Annotated in this window: 16 protein-coding genes; 7 read left to right on the top strand and 9 right to left on the bottom strand. The window is 60.7% G+C overall.

Features of this window, described 5'->3' with window-relative positions:
- Positions 1-2: 2 nt before the first annotated feature.
- Positions 3-812, bottom strand: a complete 810-nt coding sequence (locus tag PYR65_RS17330) for a phosphoadenylyl-sulfate reductase (RefSeq protein ID WP_276118875.1) — start codon at positions 810-812, stop codon at positions 3-5.
- Positions 813-1,125: 313 nt separating this feature from the next.
- Here PYR65_RS17330 and PYR65_RS17325 point away from each other — a divergent pair, with 313 nt between their 5' ends.
- Positions 1,126-1,401 (top strand): YlcI/YnfO family protein, encoded by a 276-nt coding sequence (locus PYR65_RS17325; protein ID WP_276118874.1) that lies wholly within the window; start codon positions 1,126-1,128, stop codon positions 1,399-1,401.
- Positions 1,398-1,697, top strand: a complete 300-nt coding sequence (locus PYR65_RS17320; protein WP_276118873.1) for a type II toxin-antitoxin system RelE/ParE family toxin — start codon at positions 1,398-1,400, stop codon at positions 1,695-1,697. Before PYR65_RS17325 ends, PYR65_RS17320 begins: the two co-directional genes overlap by 4 nt.
- A 2-nt stretch (positions 1,698-1,699) precedes the next feature.
- Here the strand turns inward: PYR65_RS17320 and betA are convergent, their stop codons facing one another.
- The 4 genes from betA to betI form a co-directional block, all read right to left on the bottom strand.
- Positions 1,700-3,352 (bottom strand): choline dehydrogenase, encoded by a 1,653-nt coding sequence (gene betA / locus PYR65_RS17315; RefSeq protein ID WP_276118872.1) that lies wholly within the window; start codon positions 3,350-3,352, stop codon positions 1,700-1,702.
- A gap of 179 nt (positions 3,353-3,531) precedes the next feature.
- A complete protein-coding gene (gene betB, locus PYR65_RS17310) occupies positions 3,532-4,995 on the bottom strand; it encodes a betaine-aldehyde dehydrogenase (protein ID WP_276118870.1) in 1,464 nt (487 codons plus the stop codon).
- A gap of 1 nt (position 4,996) precedes the next feature.
- On the bottom strand, positions 4,997-6,520 hold the full coding sequence (gene betC / locus PYR65_RS17305) for a choline-sulfatase (RefSeq protein WP_276118869.1): 1,524 nt from the start codon (positions 6,518-6,520) through the stop codon (positions 4,997-4,999).
- The gene (gene betI / locus PYR65_RS17300) at positions 6,517-7,119 is read right to left on the bottom strand and encodes a transcriptional regulator BetI (protein ID WP_276118868.1); all 603 of its coding nucleotides are present in this window, start codon (positions 7,117-7,119) and stop codon (positions 6,517-6,519) included. Before betI ends, betC begins: the two co-directional genes overlap by 4 nt.
- Positions 7,120-7,275: 156 nt before the next feature.
- On the opposite strand from betI, the gene PYR65_RS17295 reads away from it, so the two are divergent.
- The 3 genes from PYR65_RS17295 to PYR65_RS17285 all read left to right on the top strand — a co-directional run bounded on the left by PYR65_RS17295 (position 7,276) and on the right by PYR65_RS17285 (position 10,343).
- Positions 7,276-7,713 (top strand): EamA family transporter, encoded by a 438-nt coding sequence (locus PYR65_RS17295; protein WP_276118867.1) that lies wholly within the window; start codon positions 7,276-7,278, stop codon positions 7,711-7,713.
- Positions 7,714-7,833: 120 nt separating this feature from the next.
- Positions 7,834-8,382: an HdeD family acid-resistance protein gene (locus PYR65_RS17290; protein WP_276118866.1), complete on the top strand. Its 549-nt coding sequence runs from the start codon at positions 7,834-7,836 to the stop codon at positions 8,380-8,382.
- Positions 8,383-8,537: 155 nt separating this feature from the next.
- Positions 8,538-10,343, top strand: a complete 1,806-nt coding sequence (locus PYR65_RS17285) for a GGDEF domain-containing protein (RefSeq protein ID WP_060639903.1) — start codon at positions 8,538-8,540, stop codon at positions 10,341-10,343.
- A 119-nt stretch (positions 10,344-10,462) separates the two neighbouring features.
- Here the strand turns inward: PYR65_RS17285 and PYR65_RS17280 are convergent, their stop codons facing one another.
- Positions 10,463-10,723, bottom strand: coding sequence for a DUF1344 domain-containing protein (locus PYR65_RS17280; protein WP_276118865.1), 261 nt, complete (start codon positions 10,721-10,723; stop codon positions 10,463-10,465).
- Between the two features lie 314 nt (positions 10,724-11,037).
- Here PYR65_RS17280 and PYR65_RS17275 point away from each other — a divergent pair, with 314 nt between their 5' ends.
- The gene (locus tag PYR65_RS17275) at positions 11,038-12,036 is read left to right on the top strand and encodes an NAD(P)H-quinone oxidoreductase (RefSeq protein WP_276118864.1); all 999 of its coding nucleotides are present in this window, start codon (positions 11,038-11,040) and stop codon (positions 12,034-12,036) included.
- A gap of 320 nt (positions 12,037-12,356) precedes the next feature.
- Here PYR65_RS17275 and PYR65_RS17270 read toward each other — a convergent pair whose 3' ends face one another.
- From PYR65_RS17270 to PYR65_RS17260, 3 genes are all read right to left on the bottom strand, one after another.
- On the bottom strand, positions 12,357-12,623 hold the full coding sequence (locus PYR65_RS17270) for a type II toxin-antitoxin system RelE family toxin (protein WP_276118863.1): 267 nt from the start codon (positions 12,621-12,623) through the stop codon (positions 12,357-12,359).
- A complete protein-coding gene (relB, locus tag PYR65_RS17265; protein ID WP_276118862.1) occupies positions 12,607-12,834 on the bottom strand; it encodes a type II toxin-antitoxin system RelB family antitoxin in 228 nt (75 codons plus the stop codon). Before relB ends, PYR65_RS17270 begins: the two co-directional genes overlap by 17 nt.
- Positions 12,835-12,929: 95 nt before the next feature.
- On the bottom strand, positions 12,930-13,667 hold the full coding sequence (locus PYR65_RS17260) for a DUF3750 domain-containing protein (protein WP_276118861.1): 738 nt from the start codon (positions 13,665-13,667) through the stop codon (positions 12,930-12,932).
- A gap of 75 nt (positions 13,668-13,742) precedes the next feature.
- On the opposite strand from PYR65_RS17260, the gene PYR65_RS17255 reads away from it, so the two are divergent.
- Positions 13,743-14,750: an asparaginase gene (locus tag PYR65_RS17255; protein ID WP_276118860.1), complete on the top strand. Its 1,008-nt coding sequence runs from the start codon at positions 13,743-13,745 to the stop codon at positions 14,748-14,750.
- Positions 14,751-14,763: the final 13 nt, after the last annotated feature.

Below are 14,763 nucleotides of genomic sequence, written 5' to 3'. Positions count from 1 at the left end.
GATTATCGCGCAATGCTGCTGGAAAGGGGGCCGCTGGAAAGGGGGCTGCTGGAAATCGGGCTGCTTGCGGTCGTCTGCGGGATGACCGAGGTGGAAGCCTCTGCGACATGCAGGCCGCATTCGCGCGTCTCGTCGTTTTCCCACCACCAGCGGCCGGCACGCTCGGGCTCGCCCGGCTTGATCGCGCGCGTACAGGGCTCGCAGCCGATCGAAGGATAGCCGCGCGCATGCAGCGGATTGATCGGGATAGCCTCATCGGCGACATGGGCGCGGATCTTTTCGATGTCCCAGTCGGCAAGCACATTGATCTTGATCAGGCCACGGTCGGTATCGGCCTCGGCAAACGGCGTTTCGGCACGGTTGCCGGACTGGCCGCGGCGCAGGCCGGTGATCCAGAAGGATGCACCCTCAAGTGCGCGCGCAAGCGGCTTCACCTTGCGCGCACCACAACAGGCATGCCTGGCTTCAATACTGTCGTAGAAACCGTTCAGGCCATATTTCGCGGCATAGGCGTCGATATCGTCCTGTTCGGGATAAAACCGCTTGATCAGGATGCCATAGGTCTGCTCGGTCTTGTCGATCAGCGCCACGGTCTCGTTGAAGAGCCGGCCGGTCTCGAGCGTCGAAACCTCGATCGGATGCCTGCCGGTACCGATGGCAGCGGTAATGACCTGATCTTCAATGCCAACGCTGGTGGTAAAAACCGATTTGCCGTCAAGCGACGCGATCAGCGCCAGCCGGCCGGAGAGATCAAGGCTCTCCAATTGGCTGTTGAGCGCGCTGGCGCGATGTTCAAGCGATGCGGACGTCATGGGAGGATATCCTGTTCTGTTGTCAGGGAATATCGCAGCCATGTGTGACAAAAGACAGAAAAACGGATTTCTAATGTTGGAGGTTCAGAGCAAATATCTCTCCGAACAGCAAAAAACGCAGAATACTCTCTGAAATGACAGAGTTAACGGCTAAAATCTATCAAATTTATAGTTTATTGTTTTAGAAACCACCGATTTTTGCAGGCTTCCGTTCCCTCCATGATGGCGCCCGTTGACCGCTTTGTCCGGTACGTTGAATCCGTTTGCCGCTTTTGCTATCCTGCATCGCAATTGCAACGCATCGGGTCCGGTCATGAAAACTGCCACGCTTCCTTCGCTCCGGGTCGATCCGGAATTGCGAGCCGCCGCCGAAGGCGTGCTGGAAAAGGGCGAGACACTATCGGCCTTCGTGGAAAATGCCGTCAAGGCGCAGGTGCGTTATAGAAAGACACAGGCTGAATTCATCGCCCGCGGTCTTGCATCACGCGAAGAGGCCAAGCGCACCGGAATTTACTACAGCGCAGACGAGGTCCTGGGAGAGCTAAAGGGGATGCTTGAGACCAAGCGTGCTGAAAACCGTTCGAAATGAGCTATTCGGTCAGGCTCACGGCAAAGGCACGGGAGGATATCAAGCGGCTCTATGCCTATCTGCTGGATCGCGATGAGCCGGCAGCAGGGCGTGCCCTTGATGCGATTGAAAAAGCGGTGACGGTGCTCGAAAGCTTTCCGTTCAGCTGCCGCCAGGCGCCCGGCGACAATTCATTTTTCCGCGAATTCGTCATCTCTTTCGGCACGTCCGGCTATGTTGCGCTGTTCGAAATCGAGGACAGCGAAACGGTCACCATTCTGGCCGTCCGCCACCAGCGCGGAGACGACTACCACTGAACCTACCGGTCGCTCAGCTCCCAGCGCGGATTGATCCAGGGTTCCTGGTTGCTGCGGGGCAGGGGCTGTTTGCCGAGGATGTGGTCGGCGGCCTTTTCGCCGGTCATGATCGAGGGGCCGTTGAGGTTGCCGTAGGTGACGTGCGGGAAGATCGATGAATCGGCGACACGCAGGCCATCGACGCCGATGACGCTTGTTTCCGGATCGACCACCGCCATCGGATCGTTTCTATCACCCATCCGGCAGGTGCCGCAGGGGTGATAGGCGCTTTCCAGATGCTCGCGCAGGAAGGCATCGATCTGGTCGTCGGTCTGGATGCTTTCGCCCGGCTGGATTTCCGGGCCGCGATACTGGTCAAAGGCCTGCTGGCCGAAGATCTCGCGGGTGAGGCGCACGCAGTGGCGGAATTTTTCCCAGTCTTCCGGATGGCTCATATAGTTGAACTGGATGACCGGATCGGCCTTCACATCGGGTGAGCGCAGCGTGACAGAGCCGCGCGATTTCGAATGGTTGTAGCCGACATGCACCTGGAACCCGTGGCTCTTGGCCGCCGCCTTGCCATCGTAGGAAATCGCCACCGGCAGGAAGTGATACTGGATATCCGGCTGCTTAACGCCAGGGGCTGAGCGCAGGAAAGCGCAGGCTTCGAACTGGTTGGACGTGCCGAGCCCGGATTTGGTGAACATCCACTGTGCGCCGGCAACACCCTGCCAGAACCAGGGCAGCCAGGAATAGAGCGACACGGGCTTCAACGAGACCTGCTGGAAATAGAATTCCATATGGTCCTGCAGATTGGCGCCGACGCCTGGCCGGTCGGCCTTCACCTCGATGCCCATGTCTTTGAGATGCGCGCCCGGGCCGATGCCCGATAGCATCAGGAGCTTGGGCGAGTTGAACGAGGAGGCCGAAACGATCACCTCGCGATTGGCCTTCACCACCTCGATCTTGCCGCCGCGCTCGATTTCGACGCCAACGGCCCGGCCGTTCTCGATGACGATCTTGCGCGCATAGCAGCGCAGCAGTTCGACATTGGGACGCTTGAGGGCCGGCTTCAGATAGGCGGATGCCGCCGACCAGCGCCGGCCATTGTGCACCGTCTGCTCCATCAGGCCGAAACCTTCCTGCTTGGAGCCGTTATAGTCGTCGGTCAGCTCGAAGCCGGCCTGCTGTCCGGCATCGACGAAGGCCTTGAACAGCGGGTTCTTGTAGGAGCCGCGCCGCACATGCAGCGGCCCGCCGGTGCCGCGCCAGCCGTCCTCGCCGCCATGCGAATTTTCCATCCGCTTGAAATAGGGCAGCACATCGGCATAGCCCCAGCCGCGCGCGCCGAGCCCCTCCCACTCGTTATAGTCTTCCATCGAGCCGCGCACATAGACCATGCCGTTGATCGAGGACGAGCCACCGATTACCTTGCCGCGCGGCGCGGTGATGCGCCGGTTGTTGAGGTTCGGCTCCGGTTCGGAAAGATAGCCCCAGTTGTAGCGGCTCATGCTCATCGGCCAGGCGAGCGCTGCCGGCATCTGGATGAACGGCCCGAAATCGCTGCCGCCGAATTCCAGCACCAGCACCGTATTCTTGCCGTCCTCGGACAGGCGGTATGCAAGTGCGGAGCCTGCGGAGCCCGAACCGATGATGACGAAATCTGCGCTTTGCATGGACTGGGCCTCTTTTGTTTCCGGCATGCGGTGGGTCGGTGATCTCCCCCTTTGAGGGGGAGATGTCGGCGTCGCCGACAGAGGGCGGTTAGGCCGGCCCGGAATGCGAGGGAGCCACCCCCCTCTGTCCCTCCGGGACATCTCCCCCGCAAGGGGGGGAGATCAGCCGCAGACCTCGATCAATACGGCGATTGAACCGGGCTCATTGCCACATAGACGCTCTTCAGTTCCGTGTAGTGATTGAGCGCCGCCAGCGAGTTTTCCCGCCCGAAGCCAGACTGTTTGGAACCGCCGAACGGCACCTCCACCGGCGCCAGGTTATAGGTGTTGATCCACAGCGTGCCTGCTTCCAGCCGGTCTGCGACCCGGTGCGCGCGGGTGAGGTCCGAGGTAAATACTCCGGCCGAAAGCCCGAATTCGGTGCCGTTGGCGCGTTCGATCACCTCGTCCTCATGGTCGAAATCGAGCACGCACATGACCGGCCCGAAGATTTCCTCGCGCGCGATGGTCATTTCGTCGGTGACATCAGCAAACACGGTCGGCTGGATATAGGTGCCTTCGGCAGAAACGTCATTGGGAATGCCGCCGCCGGTCAGAAGTGTTGCGCCCTCGGCCTTGCCCTTTTCGATATAGGCGAACACCTTGTCGAGCTGGGCGCGCGAGACCATCGGGCCGAGCTGGGTTTCTTCAATCATCGGATCGCCGATAATGATCTTTTCGGTGCGCTCCTTCAGCCGCGACAGGAAGCGTTCCTTGATGCCCTTCTGAATGAACACGCGAGTGCCGTTGGAGCAGACCTGACCGGTCGAATAGAAATTGCCGAGCATGGCGCCGCCGATGGCGCTCTCGAGATCGGCGTCGTCAAACACGATCAGCGGCGACTTGCCGCCCAGTTCCATCGTCACATGCTTCAGCTGGGACGCGGCAGCGCCAGCCACCTTGCGGCCGGTCTCGACCGAGCCGGTCAGCGAGACCTTGGCGACGTCCTTGTGGTTGACCAGCAGCGGACCTGTCGAGCGGTCACCCTGGATGACATTGTAGAGGCCCTTCGGCAGGCCGGCCTCAAACAGGATCTCGGCAATCTTCAGGGCGCCGAGCGGCGTGTTTTCCGATGGCTTGAACACCATCGCATTGCCGGCGATCAGCGCCGGCGCGCCCTTCCAGCAGGCGATCTGCTGGGGATAGTTCCAGGCGCCGATCCCCACGCAGACCCCGAGCGGCACGCGCTTTGTAAAGGCAAAATCGCCGCCGAGCGGGATGTAATCGCCGTTCAGCGCCGCTGCCGCGACGCCGCCGAAGAATTCGAATGCATCAGCGCCCGAGGTCGGATCGGCGACGATGGTTTCCTGGATCGGCTTGCCGGTATCGAGCGTTTCCAGCTCCGACAGTTCGCGGTTGCGGGTGCGCATGATGTCGGCGGCGCGCTTGAGGATGCGGCCGCGCGCCGTCGGGCTCATCGCGGCCCATTCGCCCTGTGCCCGCTTGGCGGCCGCGATCGCCCTATCGACGATGGCGGGCGTGGCGGCATGCAGCCGGGCGATCACTTCGCCGGTGGCGGGATAGATGCTGTCGAAGGCGGTGCCCGCAGTATCCTCGACGTATTCGCCGTCGATGAAGTGGGAGGCTGGTGGCTGGGCTTTCATCTTATTCCCCTCGCGGAAAGCGTTTGGATTCTTCGAGATTGTCGAGATTCATATGGTTGCGCATGTAGCGCTCGGAGGCCCTTTGCAGCGGCTGGTGGTCCCAGGGGTAATAGGCGCCGTTGCGCAGCGCCTCGTAGACCACCCAGCGGCGCGCCTGGCTTTCGCGCACGGCGGCATCGAACGCCTCCATATCCCAGCGGCTGTCGCGCATTGCCTGGAAGGCGCGCAGCGTCGGCGCCTGGGCAGGCACCGCCGCCAGGTTGGTCATCTCCAGCGGGTCGGCGTCGAGATCGTAGAGTTGGTCGGGGTCGAGCACGCAGTGGATATATTTCCACTTGCCTTCGCGAATGCAAACCAGCGGCGCATAGGAGCCTTCGGCGGCATATTCCATCAGCACCGGCGCGATACGCTCTGCGCCGTTGATCAGCGGCACCAAGCTTTCGCCGTCGGTCCAGGGCATGATCTCGTCCATCGAAATTCCGGCGAGGTCGCATAGCGTCGGCGTGAGATCGAGATTGGATGTCGGCGCCAGATGCAGGCCGGGGGTGATGCCGGGACCGGCGACCATCAGCGGCACGCGGGCTGAGCCCTCGAAGAAGTTCATCTTGAACCAGAGCCCGCGCTCGCCGAGCATGTCGCCATGATCCGAGCAGAACAGGATCAGCGTATCGTCGAGCATCCGGGTGCGGGTCAGCGTATCCACGAGTTCGCCGACCTTTTCATCCAGGTAGGAAATATTGGCGAAATAGGCCTGGCGCGAGCGCCTGACATTCTCCTCAGACACCGAAAAGTTCTGGTAGTCGCAGGCATGGATCAGCCGCTGCGAATGCGGGTCCTGGTCGGCGAGCGGGATATCGCCGACGTCGGGAAGCAACTGGCCGCAATCATTGTAGAGATCCCAGAATTTGCGGCGCGCCACATAGGGATCGTGCGGATGGGTGAACGAGACCGTCACCGCCCAGGGGCGGCGGGCTTCGTCGCCGTGTTCGCGGCTGAGATGATAGAGCTTCTGGTTGGCGAGAAAGGCCACCTCGTCGTCATATTCCATCTGGTTGGTGATCTCGGCCACGCCCGCGCCGGTGACGGAGCCGAGATTGTGATACCACCAGTCGATCCGCTCGCCGGGCTTGCGGTAATCCGGCGTCCAGCCGAAATCGGCGGGGTAGATATCCGTCGTCAGCCGCTCCTCGAAGCCATGCAGCTGGTCGGGTCCGACGAAATGCATCTTGCCCGACAGCGCGGTGTAATAGCCGGCGCGGCGCAGGTGATGCGCATAGGTCGGGATCGACGAAACATATTCGGCGGCATTGTCATAGACCTGCGTGCGGCTTGGCAATTGCCCGGCCATCAGCGAGGCGCGGGCAGGCGCGCAGAGCGGCGAGGATGTGTAATTGTTGCGAAAACGCGCCGAACGCTTCGCCAGCGCCTTCATATGCGGCGCATGCAGAAAGTCCGCCGGACCATCGGGAAAGAACTTTCCGTTCAACTGGTCGACCATGATGATGAGAATGTTCGGCCGGGTCATGCGGCATCTTTCTGTGTCTGGCAGGCATGGAGATTGAGCGTGATGTAATCGTCGGTCAGCGCGATCGAGGCTTGCGCCGTCACCGGCGAGGAACCGAGCGCCCGGCGAATATAAAGTCCGTCGATCATGGCAGCCGTACCCTCTGCGATGCGCTGCGCATCATCTGCGACACAGAGCGCCTTCAGGTTGGCGACGAGATTGGAATGCAGCCGCCGGGCATAGATAACCAGGAACCGGCGCGTCTCTTCGGAACGTTGCGCCTCGCTGTAGAAGGCAAGCCAGGCGGCGATGGTTTCCGGCGAAAACTGGTCGGCCTGAAAGCTCACCCTGACCATCGCCGACAGGCGCTCGCGCGGCGCCGCGGCTGCCGTGAGGGCCTTCACCGTATCGTCACGCAACTGCTTCAAAAGGGAGCGGACCGTCTCGACCAGCAATTGCTCCTTGCTGCCGAAATAATGATGCGCCAAAGCCGCCGAAACGCCGGCCTGGCGCGCGATGTCGGACATGGTCACCGACAGCGTGCCCTGGTCGCCGATCACATGCAGCGCCGCATCCACAAGCGCCTTGCGGCGCACCGGTTCCATTCCGACTTTCGGCATTCCTTGTTCCCTTCGTTGCCGTCACTGTATTTTTGATTGATCCATCAATCAATAAAAAATAAATGCTGCACCCAAGGATTTTCTTGCCATTCGCAGGACTGCGGCCTCAACTGGCGATGGCCGCGTCACGCGGCGCCGCGAAAGGAATGGATGCCCATGAAAATGCTGTTTTCGTCCTGGCAGGCATGGGCGCTTCTATCGGCCGCCTTTGCGGCTTTGACGGCGATCTTTGCCAAGATCGGCATCGAGAATGTCAATTCCGACTTCGCTACCTTCATCCGTACGATCGTCATTCTTCTCGCCATCGCCCTGATGCTGTTCCTGACGGGCAACTGGCAGGCGCCTTCGACGGTCTCGGGGAAAAGCTGGCTGTTTCTGGTTCTGTCAGGTCTTGCCACCGGCGCGTCCTGGCTATGCTATTTCCGGGCCTTGAAAATGGGACATGCGGCGCAGGTGGCCCCGGTCGACAAGCTGAGCGTGGTTCTCGTCGCGCTTTTTGCCGTGCTCTTCCTCGGCGAACGCCTGTCGCCCGCCCACTGGCTGGGCGTCTGCATGATTGCCGGCGGCGCCGTGCTTCTGGCGCTGAAGATTTAGAGCCTCATTGATCGTACGAGGCTCTAAAAGCCGAAATTCGCAGCCTGGCAGTGCATTTTAAAATCCTGTTATTCTATTCAGGATTACATATAAAATGATCAAATAGCTGGAGGTTGCATCATGGTTGAAGCCGTCAATGTCGCCCTGCGCCCGCCGCTGCGGGAAAAATGGGGGTGGTTCGTCGCCCTGGGCGTGGCGCTGATCATGGGCGGCGGCATCGCGTTCGGCAATGTGCTGGCGGCAACCGTCGCCTCCGTCTATTATGTCGGCATGATCATGCTGATCGGCGGAGCGCTGCATCTGGTGCAGGCCTTCCGGGTCAAGACGTGGGAAAGCGCTCTGTACTGGATCCTCAGCGGCGCCTGCTACACGGTCGCCGGCGTCTTTGCGTTCCTCAATCCGTTGCTTGCCTCTGCCGCCCTGACATTGCTGATGGCCGTCGCGCTGGTTATCGCCGGGGCCTTGCGGATCTGGACGGCATTCAAGCTGCGGCCGCTTGCCGGCTGGGGATGGATTGCGCTCGGCGGTCTCGTCACGCTGATCGCGGGCCTGATCATTGCCGCCGGCTGGCCGGTCAACAGCCTGTGGATCCTCGGCCTGTTCCTGGCGATCGATCTGGTCATGCAGGGCCTCGCCCTCATCGCCTTCGGAGTGCTCGCCAAAGGGTAGCAACGGGTTGCGGTACTATCTCTGCATTGTATCGCTAACATACCGCAGTCATTGAACTTTCATCAAACTGTCATGCTCTGGAAACGGAAAATTCAGGCTTCCGGACGATCCTTCGCGCGATCTCGAAAATCCGCCCGGAGCTTTGCATGTCCGCCCTGTCCGCCGTCCCTGCCGAAATGCTGTCGCTGCGCCGCTTTGGTGACGACCAGATCCTTACGCTGGCGAAGCTTGCGATCGAAAATGCCTTCCAGCCGATTGCCGAGATCGCCACCGGGGCGGTGTTCGGCTATGAAACGCTGATGCGCGGCTTCGAGCGTCTGGGCTTCAAGTCGCCGGTCGAACTGCTCGACAAGGCCGAGGAGGCGGGGCAGCTTCTGGCGCTGGAGCATATGATCAACACCCGCGCCTTTGCCGGTTTTGCCAGCCTGCCGGATTTTGCTGCGCGCACCCTGTTCGTCAATTTCGACAGCCGGCTGATCGGCCTGGAAGGCGATCTCGTCGAGCGGCTCGGCAATCACCTGAAACGCGCCAATATCCCGCCATCGTCGATCTGCTTCGAATTGTCCGAACGCTTCGACAGCGGCAAGATGCCGGATTTTTCCGGCCTGGTGAAAAGGCTGCGGCTGGCCGGTTTCAAACTGGCGATTGATGATTTCGGCGTCGGGTTCAACGGGTTGAAGCTGCTCTGCGACCAGCCGGTGGATTATCTGAAGATCGACAGGCATTTCATCTCCGGCATCGAATCCAGCCCGCGCAAGCGCCATATGGTGCGCCACACGGTCAACACCGCCCATGTGCTGGGCACGCGAGTGATTGCCGAAGGGGTCGAGACCGAAGCGGAATTTGCCACCTGCCGCGACCTCGGCTGCGATCTCGTCCAGGGCTATTTCGTCGCCCGGCCGACCGTGCATTTCGCCGATCTGCAACCGGCCTATCCGCATCTGGAACAGACCGCCGGCGCAAGGCGCCAATCGACCTCGCTCGACAGTATCCTCATCCGCAAACAGATCGAACAGGTGCCGGCCCTGCGCGAAAACGACGATCTGGACTCGGTGTTCGAACTGTTCCGCCGCTCGCCACAGCGCAGCTTCTTTCCGGTCCTGAACGCCAATGGCGAGCCGCGCGGCGTCCTGCATGAATATCACGTCAAGGAAATGATCTATCATCCCTTCGGCCGCGATCTCCTCAAGAACCATCTTTACCAGCGCCATATCTCGCATTTCGTCAGCCCGGCGCCGATCGCCGATCTGGAAACGCCGGCCGACGAGATGCTGAAGATCTTTGCCGGCATGGACGGCAGCGACTGCGTGATCCTGACCGAAAACATGCGTTATGCCGGCATCCTGTCGGCGTCATCGCTGTTGAAGATCATCAGCGAAAAGCAGCTGAAGACGGCGCAGGAGCAGAACCCGCTTACCGGCCTTCCCGGCAACCGCGCCATCCGCGACTATGTGCAGGGCGCCGTGCTCGACGCCGACGAGGCGCGCTATTTTTGCTATTGCGATTTCGACAGTTTCAAGCCGTTCAACGATCACTACGGCTTCCAGAAAGGCGATCTGGCGATCTCGCTGTTTGCCGCCCTGATGCGCCGCCATTTCATCGGCGAGGAAAAATTCCTCGGCCATGTCGGCGGCGACGATTTCTTCATCGGCGTCAGCGGCTGGACGCGCGAGGAGGTTTCCACCGTGCTCTTCCGCGTCCTGTCGGAATTCCGCAGCGACGTGCGCCAGCTCTATTCGGCTGAGCATCGCGAGGCCGGCTACATGACCGGCCATGGCCGCAGCGGCGAAACCTCGGTCTTTGCGCTGATGCGCTGCTCGATTGCCGTCCTCATCCTGCCGGAAGGTTTCGTCTTTTCCGACGCCCAGGCCGTCAGCGCCCGCATTGCCGAGATCAAGAGCCTGGCCAAGGACAGCGACGACGGCCTGGTCTTCGAGACATTTGGTGCCGTCGAGGGCTGACCAGCAATTCACCAGCCTGTATGAAACGAAAACGGGCTGAAACCCATCATGGGTTCCAGCCCGCTTCTGCATGATCCCGATTGCGGCGAACCGCGGCGGGTACGCTCATGCTGACGGTATCAGTACATGACCGGCGTGATCGACGTGGCCTGATGCTTCTTGCCCATCGTCTGATAGGCGATCGTGACTTTCTCGCCGATCTTCAGGCCCGGGTTCTTGAATGCCGCCGGCAGCATGTATTTGGTGCCGTTTTTCAAGGTTACCGTCATCGCCTTCATGTCATAGGCGCGGATGGTTCCCGTGGTGGTGCTGGCCGCAAAGGCGGCGGATGACAGGGTGATGGCGGAAAGGATCGTCAATGAGGTCAGAAGAGCACGCATGGGTGTCGTCCTTGGTTGGTCCCCGCATCGGGGCCGGTCGTCTTGAAACCGTCCGAAGCCCGTCGCGTCGCAGCCTGAAGCTGCCGGCGGCTCCCGGTTCGATTGTGACGCTAGGCCCGGTGTCACACCATTTCAAATTAAAGAAACTTAATCTTTCCAAGGCTGAAGACGGCGCAATTTCGCCATGATGCGGCGCTGGGCCTGCCGCTTAAGACTTCCGAATCGAGCTGCTCCGGCTGGTGGCGGCAACAACCGCTTTGCTGTTTCGATGCGGCGCGCTAGATAACCGGTCAACATCCACCAAGGAGAACACCGTGACCCTGCCGAGCGAAATGACCTATGTCGATCTTCCGTCCCCCGGCGGCCCGGAAAAGATGGTTTTGGCACGCGGGCCGCTGCCGGAGATGAAACCCGGCTATATCCTGATCCGGGTCGAGGCTTCCGGGGTCAACCGTCCCGATGTGTTGCAGCGGCTTGGCAATTATCCGCCGCCGCCAGGCGCGAGCCCTGTTCTTGGCCTGGAAGTGGCCGGCGAAGTGGTGGCCATGGGCGAGGGGGCCGAAGGCTTCATCGTCGGCGACAAGGTCTGTGGCCTTGCCAACGGTGGCGGCTATGCCGAATTCTGCGCGCTTCCGGCAACGCAGGCCATGCCCTGGCCGAAAGGGTATGACGCGGCGCGCGCGGCGGCACTTCCCGAAACCTTCTTCACCGTCTGGGCCAATGTCTTCCAGATGGCCGATCTGGTCGAAGGTGAAAAGATCCTCATCCATGGCGGCTCCAGCGGCATCGGCACCACCGCCATCCAGCTTGCCCGCGCCTTCGGCGCCGAGGTCTTCGTCACGGCCGGCAGCAAGGACAAGTGCGACGCCTGCGTGTCGCTCGGCGCAAAGCGGGCGATCAACTACCGCGAGGAAGAGTTCAAGTCGGTCATCCTCGAGGAAACCGGCGGCAACGGCGTGGATGTCATCCTCGACATGGTCGGCGCTCCCTATTTCGACCGCAACATCGCCTCGCTCGCCAAGGACGGCCGCCTGTCGATCATCGCCTTCCTCGGCGGCGCCACCGTCGAAAAAGCCAATATCGCAGCCGTCCTTGCCAAGCGCCTGCACATCATGGGCTCCGCCATGCGGCCGCGCACGGCAGTCGAGAAGGAGGCGATCCGCGACGATCTGGAAGACAATGTTTGGCCGTTGCTGGAAGATGGCGAAGTGGCGCCGGTGATGCACGCGATCGTGCCGTTCTCTGAAGTGGCCGAAGCGCACCGCCTGATGGAAGCCGGCGATCATATCGGCAAGATCGTCATGACATTCTAAAGTCTGATCGTCTTGCTCTTGCAATCGCTCTCTTGCAATCGCCCTCTTGCAATCGAAAAGAATCGGATTACCTTTATCTCATCTTCAACGAAACGAAAGGAAGGTGATCCAGTGTCTAATGAGATTTTAAACCTCGTAACGGGCATGGGAGTTGTGATGGTCGGAACGAGGCAGCCCTCGATCTGAACCACCCTTCCGGCGGGTCGTGTCTTTGAGAAGATACGGTCCGGGCATCTTACCTGGCCAAAACTCATGGAGGGCCGCTTTTTAAGCGGCCCTTTTTGTTTGTCTGCCGCACTGCTACTGGATTTGGCGACGTGCTACCGGTAGATGTCCCGGCGATTTCCAACCTCGAGAACCAGCACAATCAACCTATCATCTTTGATTTCGCACAGCAGACGGTAGTCGCCGACCCGGTAGCTCCAATAGTGCTTGAGCGGGCCGGCCAATTGTTTGCCGAGTTGGCGTGGGTTGTCAGACGCAGCCAACCTGTCCGAGAGAAACGAGAGGATGCGGCTTGCGGCTTGTTTGTCGAGGCTGCTGATATTTTTCCGTGCTCTGGCGGTAATCTCAATCGTCCAGGCCAAGGTCTTTCCTTACCTCGGCCAAAGAGTAAACGGCTTCTTCGCCGTTTCGGACGCGCTTGGCGATCTCTGCGGCGATATTGTAGTCTTCGATGTCCTCAAGACCTTGCCTGATGAACTGGTGAACGTGGAATTCCTTGCTTTGCCCTGTTTCGCGGGCAAGCTGTTCCAGCTGCTTTTCATCGGCGTCAGAAAGGCGAATTGACAGCGTCATTGGACTGCTCCGAAGATATATTGTCTTTCTTTAGCATGAAGCGAAACCGGTTTCGAGAGTTGTCAGCCATCAGAGGGCTGCGTTTCCTGTTGGCTCTAAACCCCAAACCGCCCCAGCGCCGGGATTTTCACCGCCGGACGCATCACGTCGATACCCGCCACCAGCCCCATGAAATGCACCTCCAGACCGCTGCGCACGCCCGCCGAAATGCCGAGCAGGCCGTAGAGCGTCGCGTGCATATCCAGTCCATCGGCATCGACCGAAAACAGCTTGCCCTCCGGCAGATAGTCGCGGCCGACCGCGTCCGGCGGCAGGACGGCGCCGAGCTCCGGCACCGAGCGCAGCACATGGGCGACGAATGTATTCGAGTTCGGTCCCGGCCAGATCCTGTAGGCGCCCGGCGTCGCATAGGGATAGGACTGAATGGCCTGTTCGACCTTGGCAATCAAACTGATGGCGGTCTCGCCCTTGACGCTAGCAACCAGGTTCGGCGTGTTCGAATACCAGCGTGCATCGGCAGGATAGCCATTGCGGCGGATCGGTGAACCCCAGCCCACCTTGTCATAGCGGTTATAAACCGTATCGCCCTGTCCCTTGGTGACGATCCAGGAATGGCTGGCGACTGCCCCTTTCATGCCGCCTGTCGTGGCGGAAAAGATATAGATGGCCGCGTCCTGGTCGTCTGCCGGCCTGGGCAGGATCCGGGCCGAGGTCCAATCCGCCTCGCGCCAGTTTGCCGGTCTTTCCTTGACATACCACCAGCCGGCCGAGGCCAGCGCCGGTACGAGATAGACGAACAGGATGGCAAGAAGCAGCCAGCGAAAAAATTTCATGGGTCCGTCCGGGTTTTGCGTTGCTTTGTCTTCGTCTAAAGACAAGGGAGAAGTTGGATTTTTGAGGGCACAACCATGTCGAACCCGGTTCTTGTTGAAGTCACGCGCGGTAATCTCGTCGAAAGCCGCCATCGCGGCATGGTGATCGTTGTCGATGGCGATGGGAAGACGGTGTTTTCGCTCGGCGAGACCGATGTCGGCGTCTTTCCGCGCTCGGCCTGCAAGGCCATGCAGGCGCTGCCCTTGATGGAGACGGGGGCCGCCGATGCCTATGGCTTTGACAAGCGGGCTTTGGCGCTGTCCTGTTCCTCGCATAATGGCGAGCCGGAACATGTGGCGCTGGCGGCCGAAATGCTGGCGGCAGCCGGCCGGGATGTCTCGACGCTGGAATGCGGCGCCCATTGGTCGTTCCAACAGGATACGATCATCAACCAGGCGCGCATGCTCGATCATCCGACGGCGCTGCATAACAATTGCTCCGGCAAACATGCCGGTTTCATCTGCGCCTGCTGCCATAGCGGCGAGGAGCCGGAAGGCTATGTCACCTATGATCACCCGCTGCAGCGCGATATCCGTGGCGTCATGGAAAGCCTGACAGGTGCCGTGCTCGCCCATGACAATTGCGGCACCGACGGCTGCTCGATCCCGACCTATGCCGTGCCGTTGAAGAGCCTTGCCCATGGCTTTGCCAAGATGGCGACCGGCAACGGCCTGGAGCCGCTGCGCGCCAAAGCCTCGAAGCGCCTCATCGAAGCCTGCATGGCCGAACCCTTCTATGTCGCCGGCAGCCGGCGCGCCTGCACCCGGCTGATGCAGACCGCACCGGGCCGGATTTTCGCCAAGACCGGCGCCGAGGGCGTCTTCTGCGCTGCCATCCCGGAACAGGGCATTGCCATCGCACTGAAGTGCGAGGACGGCACCACTCGCGCCGCCGAAGCCATGATCGCCGCCACGCTCGCCCGCTTCTTCACCGATGAGCCGGAATTGCATGAGAACCTGATGGCGCAGGCCAATCACGCGATGAAAAACTGGAACGGCATCCATGTCGGCGATGTCAGGGTGACCAGCGCTTTTGCGGCTTGAGCGCAGGCTTGAA

The organism is Pararhizobium qamdonense (assembly GCF_029277445.1).
Taxonomy (GTDB): Bacteria; Pseudomonadota; Alphaproteobacteria; order Rhizobiales; family Rhizobiaceae; genus Pararhizobium; species Pararhizobium qamdonense.
Note: the sequence above shows the minus strand (reverse complement) of the source record. Positions and strands in the feature narration are given on the sequence as shown.

What these genes read in the sequence shown, in the direction of transcription:
- PYR65_RS17260 (WP_276118861.1), bottom strand. Translation starts at nt 13,667, where the DNA reads ATGAAATTTTTTCGCTGGCTGCTTCTTGCCATCCTGTTCGTCTATCTC.
- PYR65_RS17295 (WP_276118867.1), top strand. Translation starts at nt 7,276, where the DNA reads ATGAAAATGCTGTTTTCGTCCTGGCAGGCATGGGCGCTTCTATCGGCC.
- PYR65_RS17320 (WP_276118873.1), top strand. Translation starts at nt 1,398, where the DNA reads ATGAGCTATTCGGTCAGGCTCACGGCAAAGGCACGGGAGGATATCAAG.
- PYR65_RS17255 (WP_276118860.1), top strand. Translation starts at nt 13,743, where the DNA reads ATGTCGAACCCGGTTCTTGTTGAAGTCACGCGCGGTAATCTCGTCGAA.
- PYR65_RS17330 (WP_276118875.1), bottom strand. Translation starts at nt 812, where the DNA reads ATGACGTCCGCATCGCTTGAACATCGCGCCAGCGCGCTCAACAGCCAA.
- PYR65_RS17280 (WP_276118865.1), bottom strand. Translation starts at nt 10,723, where the DNA reads ATGCGTGCTCTTCTGACCTCATTGACGATCCTTTCCGCCATCACCCTG.
- betI (WP_276118868.1), bottom strand. Translation starts at nt 7,119, where the DNA reads ATGCCGAAAGTCGGAATGGAACCGGTGCGCCGCAAGGCGCTTGTGGAT.
- relB (WP_276118862.1), bottom strand. Translation starts at nt 12,834, where the DNA reads ATGACGCTGTCAATTCGCCTTTCTGACGCCGATGAAAAGCAGCTGGAA.
- PYR65_RS17290 (WP_276118866.1), top strand. Translation starts at nt 7,834, where the DNA reads ATGGTTGAAGCCGTCAATGTCGCCCTGCGCCCGCCGCTGCGGGAAAAA.
- betB (WP_276118870.1), bottom strand. Translation starts at nt 4,995, where the DNA reads ATGAAAGCCCAGCCACCAGCCTCCCACTTCATCGACGGCGAATACGTC.
- betA (WP_276118872.1), bottom strand. Translation starts at nt 3,352, where the DNA reads ATGCAAAGCGCAGATTTCGTCATCATCGGTTCGGGCTCCGCAGGCTCC.
- betC (WP_276118869.1), bottom strand. Translation starts at nt 6,520, where the DNA reads ATGACCCGGCCGAACATTCTCATCATCATGGTCGACCAGTTGAACGGA.
- PYR65_RS17325 (WP_276118874.1), top strand. Translation starts at nt 1,126, where the DNA reads ATGAAAACTGCCACGCTTCCTTCGCTCCGGGTCGATCCGGAATTGCGA.